General features: G+C 45.0%; 14 protein-coding genes. 11 read left to right on the top strand and 3 right to left on the bottom strand.

Annotated elements, in window-relative coordinates:
* Positions 1–31: 31 nt before the first annotated feature.
* A complete protein-coding gene (locus AC3CH4_RS17525) occupies positions 32–1,432 on the bottom strand; it encodes a DUF1254 domain-containing protein (RefSeq protein WP_488544145.1) in 1,401 nt (466 codons plus the stop codon).
* Positions 1,433–1,674: 242 nt separating this feature from the next.
* Between AC3CH4_RS17525 and AC3CH4_RS17520 the strand changes: the two genes are divergently transcribed.
* The 5 genes from AC3CH4_RS17520 to AC3CH4_RS17500 all read left to right on the top strand — a co-directional run bounded on the left by AC3CH4_RS17520 (position 1,675) and on the right by AC3CH4_RS17500 (position 8,406).
* Positions 1,675–2,826 carry an anaerobic sulfatase maturase gene (locus tag AC3CH4_RS17520; protein ID WP_054545917.1) on the top strand — a complete coding sequence of 384 codons (1,152 nt, stop codon included), beginning with the start codon at positions 1,675–1,677 and terminating at the stop codon, positions 2,824–2,826.
* A 17-nt stretch (positions 2,827–2,843) separates the two neighbouring features.
* The gene (locus AC3CH4_RS17515; protein ID WP_054545916.1) at positions 2,844–3,740 is read left to right on the top strand and encodes a LysR family transcriptional regulator; all 897 of its coding nucleotides are present in this window, start codon (positions 2,844–2,846) and stop codon (positions 3,738–3,740) included.
* A gap of 184 nt (positions 3,741–3,924) precedes the next feature.
* Complete coding sequence (locus AC3CH4_RS17510) at positions 3,925–5,463, top strand: sulfatase-like hydrolase/transferase (protein WP_054545915.1); 1,539 nt, start codon at positions 3,925–3,927, stop codon at positions 5,461–5,463.
* A 72-nt stretch (positions 5,464–5,535) separates the two neighbouring features.
* The gene (locus tag AC3CH4_RS17505; RefSeq protein WP_488544144.1) at positions 5,536–6,984 is read left to right on the top strand and encodes a DUF1254 domain-containing protein; all 1,449 of its coding nucleotides are present in this window, start codon (positions 5,536–5,538) and stop codon (positions 6,982–6,984) included.
* A gap of 177 nt (positions 6,985–7,161) precedes the next feature.
* Positions 7,162–8,406 (top strand): NADH:flavin oxidoreductase/NADH oxidase family protein, encoded by a 1,245-nt coding sequence (locus tag AC3CH4_RS17500; protein ID WP_488544143.1) that lies wholly within the window; start codon positions 7,162–7,164, stop codon positions 8,404–8,406.
* Positions 8,407–8,516: 110 nt separating this feature from the next.
* On the opposite strand, the gene AC3CH4_RS17495 is transcribed toward AC3CH4_RS17500, so the two are convergent.
* Both AC3CH4_RS17495 and arcC read right to left on the bottom strand, forming a co-directional pair.
* Positions 8,517–9,143, bottom strand: coding sequence for a TetR/AcrR family transcriptional regulator (locus AC3CH4_RS17495; RefSeq protein ID WP_488544142.1), 627 nt, complete (start codon positions 9,141–9,143; stop codon positions 8,517–8,519).
* Between the two features lie 124 nt (positions 9,144–9,267).
* Complete coding sequence (arcC, locus tag AC3CH4_RS17490; protein ID WP_488544141.1) at positions 9,268–10,176, bottom strand: carbamate kinase; 909 nt, start codon at positions 10,174–10,176, stop codon at positions 9,268–9,270.
* Positions 10,177–10,572: 396 nt separating this feature from the next.
* Here arcC and AC3CH4_RS17485 point away from each other — a divergent pair, with 396 nt between their 5' ends.
* From AC3CH4_RS17485 to AC3CH4_RS17460, 6 genes are all read left to right on the top strand, one after another.
* Positions 10,573–12,009 carry an APC family permease gene (locus AC3CH4_RS17485; protein WP_054545911.1) on the top strand — a complete coding sequence of 479 codons (1,437 nt, stop codon included), beginning with the start codon at positions 10,573–10,575 and terminating at the stop codon, positions 12,007–12,009.
* 16 nt (positions 12,010–12,025) lie between these two features.
* Positions 12,026–13,117 carry an agmatine deiminase gene (gene aguA / locus AC3CH4_RS17480; protein ID WP_054545910.1) on the top strand — a complete coding sequence of 364 codons (1,092 nt, stop codon included), beginning with the start codon at positions 12,026–12,028 and terminating at the stop codon, positions 13,115–13,117.
* Between the two features lie 132 nt (positions 13,118–13,249).
* Positions 13,250–14,296: an ornithine carbamoyltransferase gene (argF, locus tag AC3CH4_RS17475; RefSeq protein WP_017078525.1), complete on the top strand. Its 1,047-nt coding sequence runs from the start codon at positions 13,250–13,252 to the stop codon at positions 14,294–14,296.
* Between the two features lie 174 nt (positions 14,297–14,470).
* Positions 14,471–15,736 carry a RidA family protein gene (locus AC3CH4_RS17470; RefSeq protein WP_488544140.1) on the top strand — a complete coding sequence of 422 codons (1,266 nt, stop codon included), beginning with the start codon at positions 14,471–14,473 and terminating at the stop codon, positions 15,734–15,736.
* A gap of 178 nt (positions 15,737–15,914) precedes the next feature.
* Entirely contained in the window at positions 15,915–16,898 is a 984-nt protein-coding gene (locus tag AC3CH4_RS17465; protein WP_054545908.1) for an HAD family hydrolase, read from the top strand.
* 206 nt (positions 16,899–17,104) lie between these two features.
* Positions 17,105–17,800: an aspartate/glutamate racemase family protein gene (locus AC3CH4_RS17460; protein WP_054545907.1), complete on the top strand. Its 696-nt coding sequence runs from the start codon at positions 17,105–17,107 to the stop codon at positions 17,798–17,800.
* Positions 17,801–18,366 lie beyond the last annotated feature (566 nt).

Raw genomic sequence — 18,366 nt, 5'->3', positions numbered from 1 at the left:
GGATTAATCGACGTAATTAACCAAATTGAGGCTAGAGTTTTTCAACTTGTGGCAGTGGATATTCATTGTCGAGAACGGCTTGAGTTGGCTCGTACAGGCGCATGTGAAGATAGAAGTCATCTTGAGGGGCTGGTAGCCAGTTACATGTTGGATCGGACGGTTTTGCGTATTGAATGCATATTGGTAAGGTGCCGTCTTCTGCGTATTTCAGTTCATCCTTACGATTGGTTGAAATGGAGTAGCGTTGAATGAAGTTCTCAACCATGAACAAGTTTTCAGCATCGTACATAGTCAATGACCAAAAGGCGTCAGCGGGTGCATCGGCAGGCATGGTCATTCGATATTGATTGTCGCCCGACAGTTGCTCGCCATTCGAGTCCGTGTATCGATTTGGATAAAGAGCTCGCTCTGGCACATTCAAACCAGCCGCACGCATATTGATGCTCGCTCGGCTCAGGTAATCATTTCCGTAGCGGCCTCCCTCGTACATCATCGACCAGCCATTATTGACATCGCCGATGCTTCGACCTGCGTATTGAATGATCTGTTGCGAAGAGTCAATCGCGCGCATTAGTCCTTTTTTCTGTGCTGAAGTTAGCGCTTCCGGGTTAAAGGGGGTCGATCCTCCAATACCAATTTGTTGGAATTGATCAACGATGGCAGCATCTTCTGGAATCGGGTTTTTACGTAGCTCACGGTCAATTAGCGAATACCACTCTAATCCTTCAGGTCTCGCCATGGGTGGGATACGACCTGTCGAAGCTTTGAGTTCTACGATGTCATGCTCTGCGCCGAGTTGATCGAGTGGGTAGCTGAGGAATTTATCGTGAGTAACCAGTGCGTCATCGAGATCTTGCTCGCCAAACACGCCCGTTCGTTGAATCAACCAAACCATAGGAGTGCGAGACTCTACGACACGATCAATCCCCTCTGGCACTTCGCCAGCCCATCCTTTGTTGACCAAAAGCACTTTGGAACCTTGGTCGCCGACATTCTTCACGTGCAGATCTTCAATCGAATCTGAGTAAGCATCTAATAGCTGAACAATGTAATAACGGTTATCGGTGCGAGGAATATCAATCACCATTGGGCCCGATAAATCCAGATCGTAGTGAGCTTGTGAGTAGAGCGTATCGTTGTTGACGGTAGGTACAATTCTATCCTGAGGTCCGGATAGAACGCGTGTTTTACCCATCTCATTCAATGGTGCCATGGCGTTGTCCATCGGCGCATCGACAGATGTGGTCGTTTGCCTAACCGCCGCCACGGTTAATGGGCCAGTACCATAGATAAATGCTTGAACACCTAGGTTGTAAGCGAGCTCTTCTTCAGGATTAATAGATTGTTGGGCAAGGGATGGCATCGCAATAATACTGGATAAAGAACACACTAAACTGGTCAGTACACTTTTCTTATAGAGCAGCTTTCTCATGGAACACCTTAGATCGTAGGAACAGAATTAGGCATTTATCATATGAGCAAGTGAGATTAAGGAGTGTAATAGCCGATATTAAGGATGTTAATAGTCTCTTTTTATTATTCAAGTGATTGTTTTAATTAATATTAATTCAGGTTGGTGAAGCGACTCTACGACGTGTGCAGGTAGGGGGCCTGAGGCGCTATTGTTTGATTGATTTTCGGTTGATATGTTGGCAAAAAAGTACGGGAATCGATATGAACACATCCACTTATCCTTTTAGCTTATTCATTAAAGCAGAAGGAGCTCAGTGCAATCTGGATTGTAGCTACTGCTATTATCTCAATAGACAAGATGGCGATGAAAGATCGTCAATGTCTTTGGACATGATGGAGCAAATTGTCGGTGCTCATATCGACGCGCAGCCAATGAAAGATCAGCAAGTGGACTTTATCTGGCATGGTGGCGAGCCTATGTTAAGAGGGCTCGATTTCTATGAAACGGCGATGAAAGCACAGGCAAGCAAAGCAACGAAAAAGCGCGTCGTGAATACGATGCAGACCAACGGAACCATGATTAATGATCGCTGGGCGAGCTTCTTTGCTAAACACAATTTCATGATGGGCATCAGTATCGATGGGCCCAATATTCTGAATGACATCGCTCGGATCGACAAAAATGGCGAGTCGTCTTTTGAACGTACAATGCGTGGGGTGTCTTACCTTAAGAAGCACAATGTTGATTTTAATACGTTAACGGTCGTGAACAATAAAACCTACAAACACGGTAAAACGATTTATCAGTTTTTGGTTGAAAATGGCAGTGGTTACATGCAGTTTCAGCCTTGTATCGATCATGAGTTGGACAGGCGAACAGGGCACGACTGGTCGTTAACGGGAGAGCAATGGGGGCAATTTCTTTGCGACTTGTTTGATGCATGGAGCGCCAATGATGTCGGTAAAGTGTATATCCAGTTTTTTGAAAACTGTCTTATGGTGTTGATGGGCTACCAAAGCCAAATGTGTCATCACAGCGCGACTTGTGGGCAGCAATTAATGGTTGAACATGACGGCAATGTTTACAGTTGTGACCATTATGGGTATCAAGATCATCAATTGGGCACCATGAACAGTGATAAGCTTGCGACTATGGCGAGCTCACCAGAACAAATAGCGTTTGGCACCAACAAATATCATGAGTTAAACAGCACTTGTCGACGTTGTGATTTTGTTGAACTTTGCCAAGGTGGTTGTCCTAAAAACAGAATAGCAACAACCGAAGATGGCAGTCCGATGAATCATTTGTGCCAAGGGTATGAGATGTTTTTTCGTCACGCATTACCCAAATTATTGCCAATGGTAGAAGCGATGAAAAAAGGGTATTCGCCAGCGTACTTTCCACTTTTCTAAATCACTTGGAGTAGGGCATGACCAAAGACCTAAACTTACTGCGGCTCATTTTGGTGCTTAATGAAACTCGTCAAACGGTGAGTGCAGCAAAAGCCTTGAACGTAAGTCAGCCGACGATCAGTGTCATGCTTCGTAAACTCAGAGAACAATTTGATGATGAATTGTTTGTTAGAGATAAAGCAAGGCTTGAACCCACTCCAAAATGCTTGAAGCTTATCGAAACCTTGCCTCTGCTATTAGAGCACCTTGATAACCTTTACATACCCAATGATGAGTGGGGCTTGGAAGATTTAAGAGGGGAGGTTCAAATCATGTTGCCTTCCCCGCTGTTGATCCCAGTGGGTGTGCCACTAATCAAAAAACTGACCAAAGAAGCACCGCAAGTGACGTTCCAATGCTCGCCTTGGTTAGATAACGGCGTGCAATCTCTAGAGACCAACCGAATGTGTTGGGGAGTGAGCTATCTTCCTATGGACGTCAATAAAACCCTGACTGAGCGCCCAGTTGGCTTTGATAAGTTCATGTTGGTGCTAAGAGCTGACCACCCAATTCAAGGCAATTCCCTTGAGGACATTCTGAAATACCCACTCTGTATCAATATGATCCCTGGTTACATTCAGCCGTCCAAGACGGAAATGTTGATCAAAAAATATGACTTAGATAAACACATCGGGCTCAGAAGCAACAATATGAATTTGATGCTAGAAGTCGTTAAGGACAGTGACTTCATCTATATTACATCGTCGAAATGCCGCTATTTGCTTGATCACTCTTATCGCTGTATCGATTTACCGCCGGAGCTGTTGAAAGACACCTACCGTCGAGAGTTGGCACTGTTTACTCATCAAGCAAACCGCAATAACCCTTTCACGGATTGGCTTCAAAAAGAAATTACGTCGATTATTCAATCCTAGTGTCACGCTACTATTCCATCTAAATAACGCCTACTTCTCGCAGCCACTATTAATAATCGTAATAGTGGCTATCAAGCTATTTTTGGCGTCATTCTTATATCATTTACCTCAACAATGGTTCGCTGAGACATGCACAATTTCGTTGTGACTTCAGCGATTTACTCATAGTGAATGAGGGTTATAAATGTATAAGTCTTTTGTTAAATCAGCTCTGGCGCTCTCGGTACTGGCGAGCGTCAACGTACATGCAGCGAGCCAACCCAATGTGGTTGCCATCATGCTCGATGATGTGAGCCCAACGGATCTGTCTGCCTACCACCGTGGTTTAGGCGCGGTGGATACGCCGAACATTGATCGAATTGCCGAACGCGGAATGATGGTCAGCGATTACTACGCACAAGGCAGCTCTACCGCGGGGCGCTCTGCCTTTATCACGGGTCAATATCCTTTCCGAACAGGCTTAACGTCTGTCGGTCAGCCGGGCTCTTCGCTTGGCCTTCAAAAAGAAGATCCAACCCTAGCCGAAATGCTGAAAGACAAAGGCTATGCGACCGTGCATGTTGGTAAAAGTCACTTAGGCGATAACAATAGTCACCTACCAACGGTGCACGGCTTTGATGAATTCTTCGGTTTCCTTTACCACCTCAATGTTATGGAGATGCCTGAACAGCCGGAATTCCCAACAGACCCTAACTTCAGAGGACGCCCTCGCAATGTTCTTCACACCGTCGCTACCGAGAGTGTGGATATGCAAGAAGACCCAAGGTTTGGTGTGGTTGGAAAGCAAACCATTGAAGATAAGGGTACTTTGGGCGCTAAACGCATGCAAACCGTTGATGGCGAATTTTTGGAGTTTGCTACGAATTGGCTTGATAGACATGAAGCGGAGAAAGACGAACAACCTTACTTCATGTGGTACAACCCGACTCGTATGCACCAAAAAACGCACGTGCGTCCGGAATATCAAGGCGCGAGCCAAATCAACACTTATTACGATGGTTTGATCGAACTGGATGACCAGATCGGTGTGCTGCTCGACAAGCTTGAAGACTTGGGCGAAATCGACAACACCATCATTCTCTTCACATCTGACAATGGCGTAAACCTAGATCACTGGCCTGATTCTGGCTCTGCATCATTCAGAGGACAAAAAGGCACGACATGGGATGGCGGTTTCCGTGTGCCAATGCTGGTCAGCTGGCCAGATAAAATCCCTCAAGGTGAATACACCGATGGCTTCATGACTTCTGAAGACTGGGTGCCAACCATTATGGCTGCAGTGGGTGAAGGTGATATTAAGCAAGAACTGCTTGATGGAAAAGAGTTAAACGGCGATCGTTATCAAGTTCACTTGGATGGTTATAACCAACTGGACATGTTGACTAAAGGCGAGCCGAGTCAACGTCATGAGTTTTTCTTCTACAACGAGCAAGATTTGAATGCGTTCCGAGTGGATGATTGGAAAGTGCATCTAAAAACCAAAACGGAGTGGATTGCACCTCCTGAAGAGTGGCCACTAGGGATGCTCATCAACATCAAAGCTGATCCTTACGAGCGTAGCCCTGATACTCGCGGTTGGTTCTTATGGATGAAAGAGAAGTCTTGGGTATTACCAAAGCTGCAAAAATCAGCGGCGGAATATCAGAAGTCACTCAAAGCGTTTCCACCAAGACAGAAAGCCGGTGGTATTGGTATGGCAGACAAATCAGTGATTGCTGACTAACGCCAAATACGACTAATGCAAGGTGTGCTGTAACAAGCGCACCTTTTGCACTCCTTTTAGTTGGGATATCCAATGATGAAAAAAAATAGACTTGCGGCAGCACTGGCTTGTGCTTTCATGGTTGCACTTCCGTCTCCGGTACTAGCGAGCCAATCCGTGGACGCGACGAGCGCAGCTATGGCAACAAAAACAGCAATGGCGATAAAAACGGAAACTCTACCCGTTGAGATGGCGAGTCTAGCGTCGCTCAAAAAGGATAATCAGCTATTGGCACAACTTGCCTATGAGTACGCGTACTCGATAGATGAAGCCTACAAATACTTTTACAAAACCGTCGTTGAGCAAGATTACCCTTTGAATCGATTTCAAAATATTCGAATACTTGCTGACGACACTTACACGGCGCATCCGACGATTAACAATGACACGTTACACTTGATGGGGTGGATGGACCTAGCAGCAGAGCCTGTCATCGTTACGATCCCAGACCATGATGAAAATCGATATTGGTTGTTCCATACCATGAATATGCAGCACTTTACTGACTCGGCTTTTGGCTCTCCACAGCGAGGCACAAAAGGCGGCAGTTTCATGTATGCAGTTGAAGGATGGAAAGGTGAAGTGCCTGCGAGTGTCGACCAAGTGATCTATGTCGAGCACCCGCAGGTCAAAATGATGGGTCGAATCATGGACCTTGGCGGCGACGATTCTGCAACTGCTCAAAAGTTAATGGATCAATGGAATATTAGGACGTTGTCGGAATACTTAGGTCAAAAAGGGCCTGCTCCTGTTGAGCGCGAGTATCCCGATCCTGAAGACTCTAATTGGGTCGAGCGAACCAATTTCATCCTGTCTGAAGGAACAATGAAGACGCATGACCAAAAGCTGCTTGAACTGTTTGAGTACATTGGCTTAGGAGATGTTGAATTAGGCAAAGCCAATCATCCATTTACAACAGAGCAGCTTCGTATGATCGAGTCTGGTCAAAAAGACGGACTGGAGCGAATAATTAATGCGGGCTTTGATGATTCACGTGACGTGTTAGGCACTCGCGATGAAATGACCAAGGTTCCAAGCTTTCAGCACGCCTACGGCACCTTAATGGGACAATGGGGGCTGCCTGCAAAGCACACTATGTATAGCGGTGACTTCTTCGATAGTGAAGGTGGTGCGCTCGACGGTCGTAAGTATGATTACACGGTGACCTTCGATGCGCCACCGCTAGAAGAGGGTGGTTTTTGGTCATACACGGCCTACAGTGGTGAAACTCGACTGATGGAGAAAAACGAGTTAAACCGTCATTCCCGTGGAGACAGAACGCTCACGCCTAATGCTGATGGCAGCTACACCATTTACATGAGTAGCGACGTAAAAGGGCATGAAGATGATCCTAACTTCTTACCTATCCCCGCTCACCAATGGTATTCAGTGTTACGCATGTACACGCCCGGTGAAGAGGTAAGAACCGATAAATGGAAATCGACACCGTTCACTAAGGTCAAGAAATCCACGATAAAGTGATGACTTAGATCGCCTGTTTAAGGTTTTGTTTATAATCGATTAATGCCAGCTGCTATGCCGCTGGCATTTTATTATTGAGTGAAATTTGCTTCGAAATAGGCACTAAATGCTCAGAACTGTCGAATAAAATAGGGCATACTGGACGCAATATATAGACCAAAGAAAGTAACCACGCGCATGAATCCAATCTGCCTCAACGACCCTTTTTCTCTTCCTAATGGCCAAGTGATCAAAAATCGCCTGTTCAAATCGGCAATGAGTGAACAGCTAGGTGATAAACATCATAACCCTAAGCAAGGTTTAGTCACGCTTTACCAGCGTTGGGCTCAAGGAGGAATTGGCCTATCCATGACGGGCAACGTGATGGTCGATAGAGGTGCGCTTGGTGAACCTAAAAACGTTGTGTTGGATGAGCAAAGTGACTTAAGCGTATTTCGTGAGTGGGCGAAGGCTGGAACACAAAATGGTTCGCAGATATGGATGCAATTGAACCACCCAGGAAAGCAAATCCCTAAATTCTTATGTGATAGCCCGGTTGCTCCTTCGGCTATCTCTTTAGAGCGTGGATTAGAAAAAGGCTTCAATAGGCCACGAGCTCTGACTGAGACGGAAATAATCGCAATCATTGATAAATTTTCGCTGAGTGCAAAGCTTGCAAAACAAGCAGGCTTTACTGGTGTGCAGATTCACGGTGCTCATGGTTATCTCGTGAGTCAGTTTTTGTCTTCGAGACACAATCAACGCCAAGACAAATGGGGTGGGTCACTTGAAAACAGACTTCGTTTTGTACTTGAGGTTTATCGCGCGATTCGAAAAGAGGTCGGTGACGATTTCCCTGTCGGGATTAAGCTCAACAGTGCTGACTTCATGAAAGGTGGCTTCACTGAAGAAGAGTCGATGCAGGTTGTGCAAACACTGAGTGATAACGGTATCGACCTGATTGAGATCTCCGGTGGCACCTATGAAAGCCCATCAATGATGGGGTCGAAAAACAAAGCCGAGCCATTGAAGTCCAGCACAGTAAAACGTGAAGCGTATTTTATGGATTACATGGTTAAGGCGAGAAAGCTCGTGAGCACGCCGCTGGTGGTCACGGGAGGTTTTCGAACCGCGCAAGCAATGAATGAAGCATTAAACACCTCGGCGACCGATTTTATTGGTATTGCGCGTACGATGGCGGTTGATCCAGATTTCCCTAACAAGTTAATTGAAAACCCTAGCCACGGCATGCCGCTAACGGTGCCAACCACAGGTAAACCCGCATTAGACAAGGTGGCGATGGTTGGGCTGGTTTGGTATGAACATCAGATGTGGCGCATCGCTTCTGGCAAGAACGCCGACCCTAAACTAAGCGCACTCGGTGTGGTGTTAAAAACAATTTTCAGCGCTGGCTGGCACGCCTTCAAAAAGCGCAGAGCGTAAGCAGTCATGGATTGTTAAAGCAGAACTTTGAGGAATTGAAGTTCTGCTTTTTTATTCTGCTCATCGAGCGAAAATAGAAAGGTAAGACGTTATCGGGATTACAGGTTCTCTTAATGCGTATGCATCCTGCTAGGCTCTGCTTTTTGACAGATATGAGGAATATACAGCTTAAGGTAAGACTCGGTAAGTCGGATTGCTTCGTTGGCAAGTTCTGGTGTGATGCAGCCATGTTGGCGATAAGATAACGAGTATATTTTATCTGCGACTTGCAATGAGATAGCGAAGACATTGATGGATTGTGGTAACTGAGGAACATCAAAAAACTGTCGATAAATCGTTTCTACTTCTTTACCCAGAATTAAGTCATTCTCGGTGTCTGCATGTCCTAGTTCAGTGAATGTATGACGACCTAGAATTAACTTTTTAGCAATCGGGTGATTGTTGTAATAATTAACATACGCTGTTTCAATCATGCGATTGATGTCAGTCCAATGATTAACATGCTCGTAATCTATACATTTACCGAGCAGAGAGTCGAAATCAGTAAAAACGTCATCTAATAGATTATGAAATAAGTTCTCTATGTTTGGATAGTGGTGATAAACCGTGGATGTTGCCATTCCACACTCTTTGGCAACATCGTACATTGAAATATCAGTAGCTTCACGGCGTTCCATTAGTTGCACAACAGCATCATGAATTCGAATTAACTTTTCCTCGGTTGTTACTTTGCGCATCTAATGATCCTCATTTTTATTTGGAACACAAAAAACATAAAGGGTTTTCAAGCAAAGTTCCAACTGGAATATCAAAACTTAGACTTTATTACCCTTTATTTATATAAAGCATTATAACCCAATATTAAGCATTAATATGTGTCCCCGTTTTTCCTTCTATGATCTCTAATGCACTCGACAGGTCACCAATGTATCCATGCTGTTTTGTTTTTTCTACAAATTGACAACATGCGTCGACCTTCGGCCCCATAGAACCGGCTGGGAAGGTGTACTTTTTCATTTGTTCAACTGACACGTTCTCAAGCTTCTCTTCCTTTGGGGTTCCCCAATCTAAACAAACATGAGAGCCGTCAGTGAGGATCAGCAAATGTTCTGCGCCGATTTCTTCTGCGATGAGTGCAGCGGTCATGTCTTTGTCGATTACTGCTTCGAAACCCAAATAAGCGCCATCTTTTTCCACTACTGGAGCGCCACCGCCACCGCCACAAATAATTAGGTGCTCTTTCTCTAGCAAGTCTTTGATGGCTTTTATTTCTAGCACTTCTTTTGGTGAAGGTGATGGCACCACGCGACGCCAGTGTGCGCCGTCAGGTTTCACAACCCATTGGTTGGCTTCTGCGAGTTGTTTGGCTTGTTCTTCTGTATATATAGGGCCAATAAACTTGGCTGGGTCGGCAATTGCAGGATCATTCTCGTCTATAACAATTCGAGTCAGGATTGTGGTCGTAAAGCGGTCTTTAATTGCAGCATTTAGCCCTTGCTGGATAAGGTAACCAATCATCCCTTGAGTCTCAGCGCCAAGGACATCAAATGGATAAGGGGGGCAATCTTTATAAGCATTATTCTGCAACGAGAGTAGGCCGACTTGAGGGCCATTTCCGTGTACAACCACTAAACGGTAGTCTTTGCTGAGTTCAGCCAAAGAGCTGGCGGTTTGCGCGATGCTCTTTTTTTGGTTTTCGCAACTCATTACTTCACCACGCTGTAGTAAAGCATTCCCACCGACAGCAACAACAATAATAGGCTTCGACATGTTTAACTCTCCAAATGATATTTTGCTCAGGGCAAATAAGTTGGTTTGAATTGTATTTAAATATTGTCGGTGCCGTGGGGATAAAAATCACAATTCGATTTGTGCTCAATATTTGATGTTTTTAGTCGCCTATATGTCACAGAAAGCCTTAATTACCCTTAGATTAACTAGATATGTGATCTTGGTTTTGAAATGGAAAATGTATTTATTAATCGAATGGTTATTGACCAAAATCAAGTATTCCTACTTTTAGCATTATAAATCTAATATTTGTTGGGTTTATTTTGTTTTTACCCCGAACTCGTTTGTGTAAAACCGATATTCAATTTTCATCCCAGTTCACTTCATCGCTTTGCCGTTTAATTAATCCCGAATTAGAGATTAAGGAGCTAAGAGATGAGTAACGAAACGCAAGGAAAAATGGGGGTTACGGGAATTGCACTCTTTACACTGTGTGCAGTCTTGGTGGTCGACACATTAACCGCGTCAGCCAGTATTGGTGTCAGTGCCATTGGTTGGTGGGTGTTAATGCTGGTCTTCTTTGTCATTCCATATGGCTTAATTACTTCCGAACTGAGTACCACCTACCCAGGTGAAGGTGGGATTTACGATTGGGTAAAACAAGCCTTCAATTTTAAATGGGCAGTCAGAACAACGTGGTTTTACTGGATTAACGTTGGTTTATGGATGCCTGCGGTATACATCATGTTTGCAGGGATGTTTGCCGAACTCTTCATGCCAGATCTGTCTTTATGGGGACAAATCGCCATTTGTATATTACTCACCTGGCTAACGGTTTTGATTTGTAATGTGTCGGCCGACATCGGAGTGTGGGTCACCAATATTGGCGCAATATTAAAGATTGTCGTGATCAGTACATTGGGTGTAGGCGGCTTTATCTATGCAATGAAAAACGGCGTAGCTAACGAATTTACGTTGCCAGCTATGATGCCTTCATTGGATTCTGCGGTCTCTTTCTTACCAGCGATTGTGTTCAACCTAATGGGTTTTGAATTGGTTGCGACCATGACTAAAGAAATGAAAGACGTTCGTGATATGCCTAAGGCCGTCTTCCTCTCTATCGGTATCACCGCTTTCTTATACATCTTCGGTACGGTAGGCATTTTGATGGCGCTACCTGTCGAAAGCATTGGTTTGGTGTCTGGCCTTATCGACACATTTAGAACACTTTTCGGCACTGGTGTGGTTGGTACAGCGATGGTGTACATCTTCGGTACTTTCGCTTTGTTAACGCTTATCGGAAACATGGTGAGTTGGACAATGGGCGCTAGCCGAGCTGCTGCTGAAGCCGCTCAAGAAGGTGAGCTTCCTGCCCCTGTCGCGAAAGTGTCTGAGAAAGGCTCTCCAGTTGGCGCAAACAACATCACAGGCACAGTATCAACGGTCGTCATTCTGTCTTACGCGCTGTTTGCTCAGGGTAATGATGATCTGTTCTGGTCGATATTTGCCTTCTCTAGCTGCATTTTCTTACTTCCTTACCTGTTCATGTTCCCTGCATACCTAAAGCTTCGAGTGGTTGATGGTAAACGCGAACGCCCATTCAAAGTTCCGGGTGGTATGGCGGCTCAATGGATCATGTCGATTGTTTGTTTCTTGGTCGTCTTTCAAGCCGTGATCTTGTTTATTTTCCCTGAGGCTCTTGATTTAACCGTTGCCGATTGGGGATACACAGGACCTGTTTTGATTGGCGTGATTGCCACCATCCTCGCTGGTGAATGGATTCTACTAGGCGCTCTAAAGCGTAAGAAACAGCAAGGATCGGACGATAACGACACAGCCGATACGCAAGATAAAAAAGAAGCTCAAGCATAATTTAGGGGACATAACGATGAAAAAACTGATTGATACCACTCCAAAACATGATGGCTTCAGAATGCCAGGGGAACACGAGCCACACAGCGAAATTTGGATGGCTTGGCCAGAACGAACTGACAACTGGCGCAATGGTGCAAAACCAGCACAAGCAGTGTTTGCAGACGTTGCTACCAAGATCAGCCACACGACGCCAGTCACCATGCTTGCGAGTTCAGAGCAATACGATAACGCAGTATCTCGTTTACCTGAGGACATTCGAGTATTGGAAATCTCAACTGACGATTCTTGGATGCGTGATATCGGTGCGACTTATGTTGTTGATGACAGCGGTGAGCGCCGAGGTGTGGATTGGGAATTCAATGCATGGGGCGGGTTTGTTGATGGTTTGTATTCACCGTGGAATCGCGACAACCAAGTTGCTCAAAAGATGTGTGAAACCATTCGTGACTCTCGATACCGCGCTCCAATCGTACTAGAAGGCGGTTCAATTCACGTTGATGGCGAAGGCACGCTCTACACAACAGAAGAGTGCTTATTACACGAAAGCCGAAACCCAGATATGAGCAAAGAAGAGCTGACAGAAGTGCTGTGTGAACACCTCAATGTTGAGAAGGTAATTTGGCTGCCTCGTGGTTTATACAACGATGAAACCAATGGTCACGTCGACAATATCCTTCACGTCGTGAAGCCGGGTGAAGTGGTTCTGACGTGGTGCGATGACAAGAATGATCCTCAATATGAGATCAGCAAAGAAGCCTATGACTACATCACCAGCCAGACCGATGCCAAAGGCCGTCAAATCAAGGTACACAAGCTGCCGATGCCAGGCCCTCTTTTCATGACCGAGGAAGAAGCGGCAGGTATCGATATCGCAGACGGAATGGAGCGAGAAGCGGGTGAGCGCTTAGCGGCATCGTATGCCAATTATCTGATTACCAATAACCAAATTGTGTTGCCGTTGCTCGATCAACGCTACGACAACGATGTTATCGGGATCCTAGAAGGCATCTATCCGGGCTACGAAGTGAATGGCGTCCCGGCTCGAGAAATTTTGTTAGGTGGCGGCAACATCCACTGCATCACCCAACAAGTACCAAGAGTTTAGTTACAACAGAAAAACCAATTTAATCCAAAACGTAGCGGTTCTTGAAAGTGATGGCAGGTATTCAAAATCAAATTGCCATGAAAGTGAACTTAAAAGAACCGCGCACAAAATTATGAAAAATAGGAACTTATTATGAAATTACCTTCTTCTAGCGCGACTGAACTAAACAAAGCAAACCTAGAGCACATGGTTTCCATGAAAGACTTCTCTGTCGAAGAGATGGACAACATGATGGAGTTGATGACTCACCTGAAACAGGCGCGCAAAGACAACGCAATTCCGCCACTGTTTAAAGGCAAATCAGTAGGGATGATCTTCGAAGCGGGTTCTACTCGTACACGTGTTTCTTTCGAGGTGGCGGCTACATTACTAGGTGGTCATGCGTTATTCCTATCACCAAAAGACATTCACTTAGGTGGCAAAGAGTCGATTGATGATACTTCTCGTGTTTTATCGCGTATGTGCGACATCATCATGGCTCGTACTAATAGCCCTGAAACACTCGATGGTCTACTTGAAATGTCGACAGTGCCAGTGATCAACGGCCTTGATACGCGTTTCCATCCAACTCAAATGCTTGCGGATCTTTACACGATCAGAGAACACATCACTGATGGACGTAAGTTGTCTGATCTCACCTTGGCATTCATGGGGGACGCGACGGATGTGTGCCGTTCGCTGATGCTGACTTGTGCTAAGTACGGTATGGGCTTTAAGCAAATTGGTCCTAAGAAATACCACATGGAGCAAGAGTGGATCGACATGGCGCTGAACTTCTGTGAAGAGTCTGGTGGCAAGATTGAAATTACTGATGATGTAGAGCGTATCAGTGATTGTGATGTGGTGTACGGCGATAGCTTCTATTGGGTGACGCAAATGGATGAGAAGGAAGAGCGTCTCGCGGCATTCATGCCTAACTACGTTATCACAGAAGAGCTAATGGCGAAGGCTCGCCCAGGCGCAATGTTGCTGCACTGCCTACCTGCAAATGACAAAGAAGAAGTGACTCGTGGCGCATTAGAAAGTGAATACTCAGTGGCGTTCGATGAAGCAGAAAACCGACTCACTGCGCAGATGGCGATTTTAGTGTACTTCACACATAAAGATGCGGTTATCCCAACGCAAGAAACCGTTAAGCATCACGAAGAAAAAATCAGTAGCTTCCTAAGTACTTTGTAGAGGCTTATTCGGGGAGCACTAACGCCTCCACTGTTTAACGTGAATTAAGCTGGACCAGTATTTATCACGATTTATTGGTTCGGCTATTTTTGTGCCTTTTATTTTGAAATGTCGGTAAACACGCAGCTAATTGGCTCTATCTGACATCAATACTCGAATAGGAGATGTATCGACATGAGTGCCGATATTATTAAAGTTTCAAGAAACACTGAAGATGCACCATTGAGCCCTTTCTCAACACAATCGGTGGCATTTTCACACTACAATAACCTCTCTGCTCAATTACCTATTGATCCTAAAACAGGTAGCCTGATCTCAGGCTCTTTAGAAGATCAAACCAAGCAGTGCCTATTAAACATTCAAGCGATTGTGGAGAGTATTGGACACCGCATGCACGACCTTGTGAGAGTAAATATATACTTAAAAAACATTGTAGATATCGATGTGGTTAATGAAATCTATGCGTCGTTTTTCCAACACTATGTTCCCACATGCACGACACTCGCTGTCGTTGATTTACCGCTCGAAGGCGCTCACTTGCAGATGGACGCTGTGATCTCGAATGGTGAAGGCACTTACCCACAAGCAGCTTGTGAGCTAGTTAAAATCGCCAGAAATACTCCATACGCGCCAGTCAGTTCTCTATCGACTCAGACGGTTGCTTTCTCTCACTATAATCACATTTCAGCTCAGCTACCGATTGACCCGCAATCGGGGAGCATCGTCGTTGGTGCAGCAAAAGAGCACGCGATTCAATGCCTCAAAAACATTAAATCGATACTGGAAAATGTTGATGTTCCTCTTGATGACATTGTGAAGGTGAATATTCATGTGAGAAGCCTTGATGACCTTGCAGCAGTCAATGAAGTGTATACCACCTTCTTCCCGGACTCCGCTATTGCAAGGGCTGTCGGATACATGCCTGCGCGCTCGGTGACGGTGGTTGAAGGCCTTGCAATGGGAGCGTTAGTACAGATGGATGCGACCGTGTCACACGGCGATGGCACTCCGCCACAAGTGGTTGAAGACCGACATGGGATTGTAATTAATGCGAACAATACCAAAGCTGCGCCAATAAGCCCGCTTTCAACGCAAACTGTGGCCTTTTCACACTACAACAATATCTCCGCTCAATTACCGATGGATCCAAGAGTTGGAGCGATTGTTGCGAATGGCGCAAAAGAGCAGGCGATGCAGTGCCTGAATAACATTAAAGAAGTGATTGAGAGCGTTGGTCATGTCATGGATGACATCGTGAAGTTGAATATCCAATTAAGAGACATGGCAGATCTAGATGTGCTCAATGACGTGTGCACGCATTACTTTGACGGTCCATTGCCTGCGCGCACGGTTATCGGTGTCTCTGATATTCCTACGGGCGCCTTGGTGCAAATTGATGCGATTGCTTCCAATGGTGAGGGTACTCCACCGAGTCTTTAAGCTTTCCATTTAGCTTTTTAAACAACGAGGGTTGGCCGTGAGGTTAGCCCTCTTTTTACGGCAGTACTAACGACAATATGAGTATTGGTTATAGTGTCCATAAGTGGAAAATTAGAGTAGACCAACTAGGATGAATTGAATTAAACCCTACAATTAATTCAACAACATGGTAGTTGCTATGAAGAAAATAACTCTTTTATCCGTCGCGATCTTATCCAGTCTTTCTTTCTCATCTTTTGCTAAAGATTGTGATCCCAACTTGCTGCCTTCTTGGAAAGACAGCGAGAGCAAAACCGCTATTGTGGATTTTGTTGGTCAAGCCACCAAAGCTGAGTCTGATACGTTCGTGGCGATTGAAGATCGCATTGCCGTGTTCGATAACGACGGTACGCTTTGGTCGGAAAAGCCTTACTACTTCCAACTGGCTTTTGCGTTAGACCGTGTAAAAGAGATGGCACCAGATCACCCTGAATGGAAAACCGAAGCACCTTTTAAGTTTGTGCTTGAAGATGATATCGAGAGCGTTCTTGGCAGCGGTGAAGAAGGGTTATTGAAAATCATTATGGCGACACATTCTGGTATGACTGTCGAGCAATACCAACAAGACGTTGAGCAATGGTTGACGGTAGCAAAAGACGGACGTTTCAATAAAGCCTACACAGACCTTACTTATCAGCCAATGAAAGAGATGCTGACTTACCTGCAAGAGCATGACTTTAAAACTTACATTGTGTCGGGAGGTGGTGTTGATTTCATGCGAGCGTGGGCTCCGCAAGCTTACAACATTCCTACAGAACAAATCATTGGTAGCGCCCTTCAATACAACTACAGCTACAACGATGGTAAGCCGACGGTTACTAAGGATTCGTCCATTTTGACCATCGATGACAAAGCCGGAAAGGTCACTAACATTCAGCATATTATCGGTAAGAAGCCTATTTTAGCAGTAGGCAACTCAGATGGTGACCAAGCAATGATGCAATGGGCAACGAGTCAACCCAACTCAATGGCTATGATTGTTCATCATACTGACGCTGAGCGCGAGTGGCAGTACGATCGTAAGTCTCATGTTGGTAAGTTGGATAAAGCGCTAGATGAGGCGAATTCCAGAGAGGATTGGACGCTGATCGACATGAAATCCGATTGGTGTGAGGTGTACTAACGCCTAGTTTTTCTTTGGTAAAAAACACAAAGGCTCGGATTGTTGATTCGAGCCTTTTTTGTTCGCGGACGTTTTTGAAATCAGAGGTTTGGAATGAACGCTTGAAAACAATGAAGGCTTAATGCCTCGCTATAAGCAAGAACGTACTATAAGTTCTTAACTCATGACGGTTTAATCGGATAGTTGAAAAATAAAGGAATAGAAACATGAAAACGATCGGTTTGCTCGGCGGTATGAGTTGGGAGTCGACAGTGAGCTACTACAAATCCATCAACGAGGGCGTTAAAGCGATCCTTGGTGGGCTCAATTCTGCAAAGGTTTGTATGTACAGCGTGAACTTCGATGAGATAGAAAAGCTGCAACACCAAGGTCGTTGGGCTGAGACGGCTGACATCTTATCGGACGCGGCTTTATCGGTAGAGAAGGGCGGAGCGGACTTCATCCTGATCTGTACCAATACCATGCATAAGGTCGTTCCTGAGATCGAAGAGAAAATCACGATTCCTATCTTACATATCGCAGATACTACGGCGCAGAAGCTGCTTGAACAGGGCGTGAAAAAAGTCGGGTTACTCGGCACCGCTTTCACGATGGAACAAGATTTCTATAAAGGGCGCCTGACTAACAAGTTCGGTATTGATGTTGTGATTCCCGATGAGAGTGACCGACAGAAAGTGCACAACATCATTTACCAAGAGCTGTGCCGAGGTGAAGTAAGAGAAGAATCTCGAGCTATCTATCGTCAAATCATTGAGAAGCTAAGCCAGCAAGGTGCAGAGGCCGTTATTTTGGGATGTACTGAAATAGCCCTGCTGATTCAACAGCACCACACCGATGTTCCTCTGTTTGATACCACTGCCATCCATGCAGAAGCGGCAGTACGTTTGGCGACGAGTGACTAACATCTAGCTCTTATTCTTAGTTCCATAACTATCCTCTGTTCACTCCTGTGCAATTTTTATTCATAGGAGTGAAAGTTTTTTGTACAAAAGCAGGTCGTTAATTAATGAAGCGATGCTTTGTTCATTAACCAAGGCTTTATCGGTAGGTAAGGCTTTAGTTAATGACTGAGGTGTCCGCGATTTTAAGCACTATGCTTAGTCATGACCAAAAGAGGATTTATTATGAAATGGCTTATCTTATCTGTAACGCTGTTATTCGTGGCAGGATGTCAATCGACGGGCTCTGACACATCTTCACATGATCAAATGAATCGAGTTCATTCTGGTGGGTGTAGCAGCTAATCCTTTTTTGAAAATACTTTTTAGCTGCTGTTATTATCATTTTTGTCACTGTTCTTATAAAGAGCCCCCCCCCTAAAAAGCCTTGTGATTACACGAGGCTTTCTTCTATGTAAAACAGCGTATCCCACCGACTGATGTTGTAAATTTGTGAATCTGAATTGTCTATATTCTAGGCTGTGTACTGGATCTCATTTGTTATTTGAAGCACTTGCTAAGGTTAATAA

The organism is Vibrio sp. QJM3NY_26 (assembly GCF_057786005.1).
Note: the sequence above shows the minus strand (reverse complement) of the source record. Positions and strands in the feature narration are given on the sequence as shown.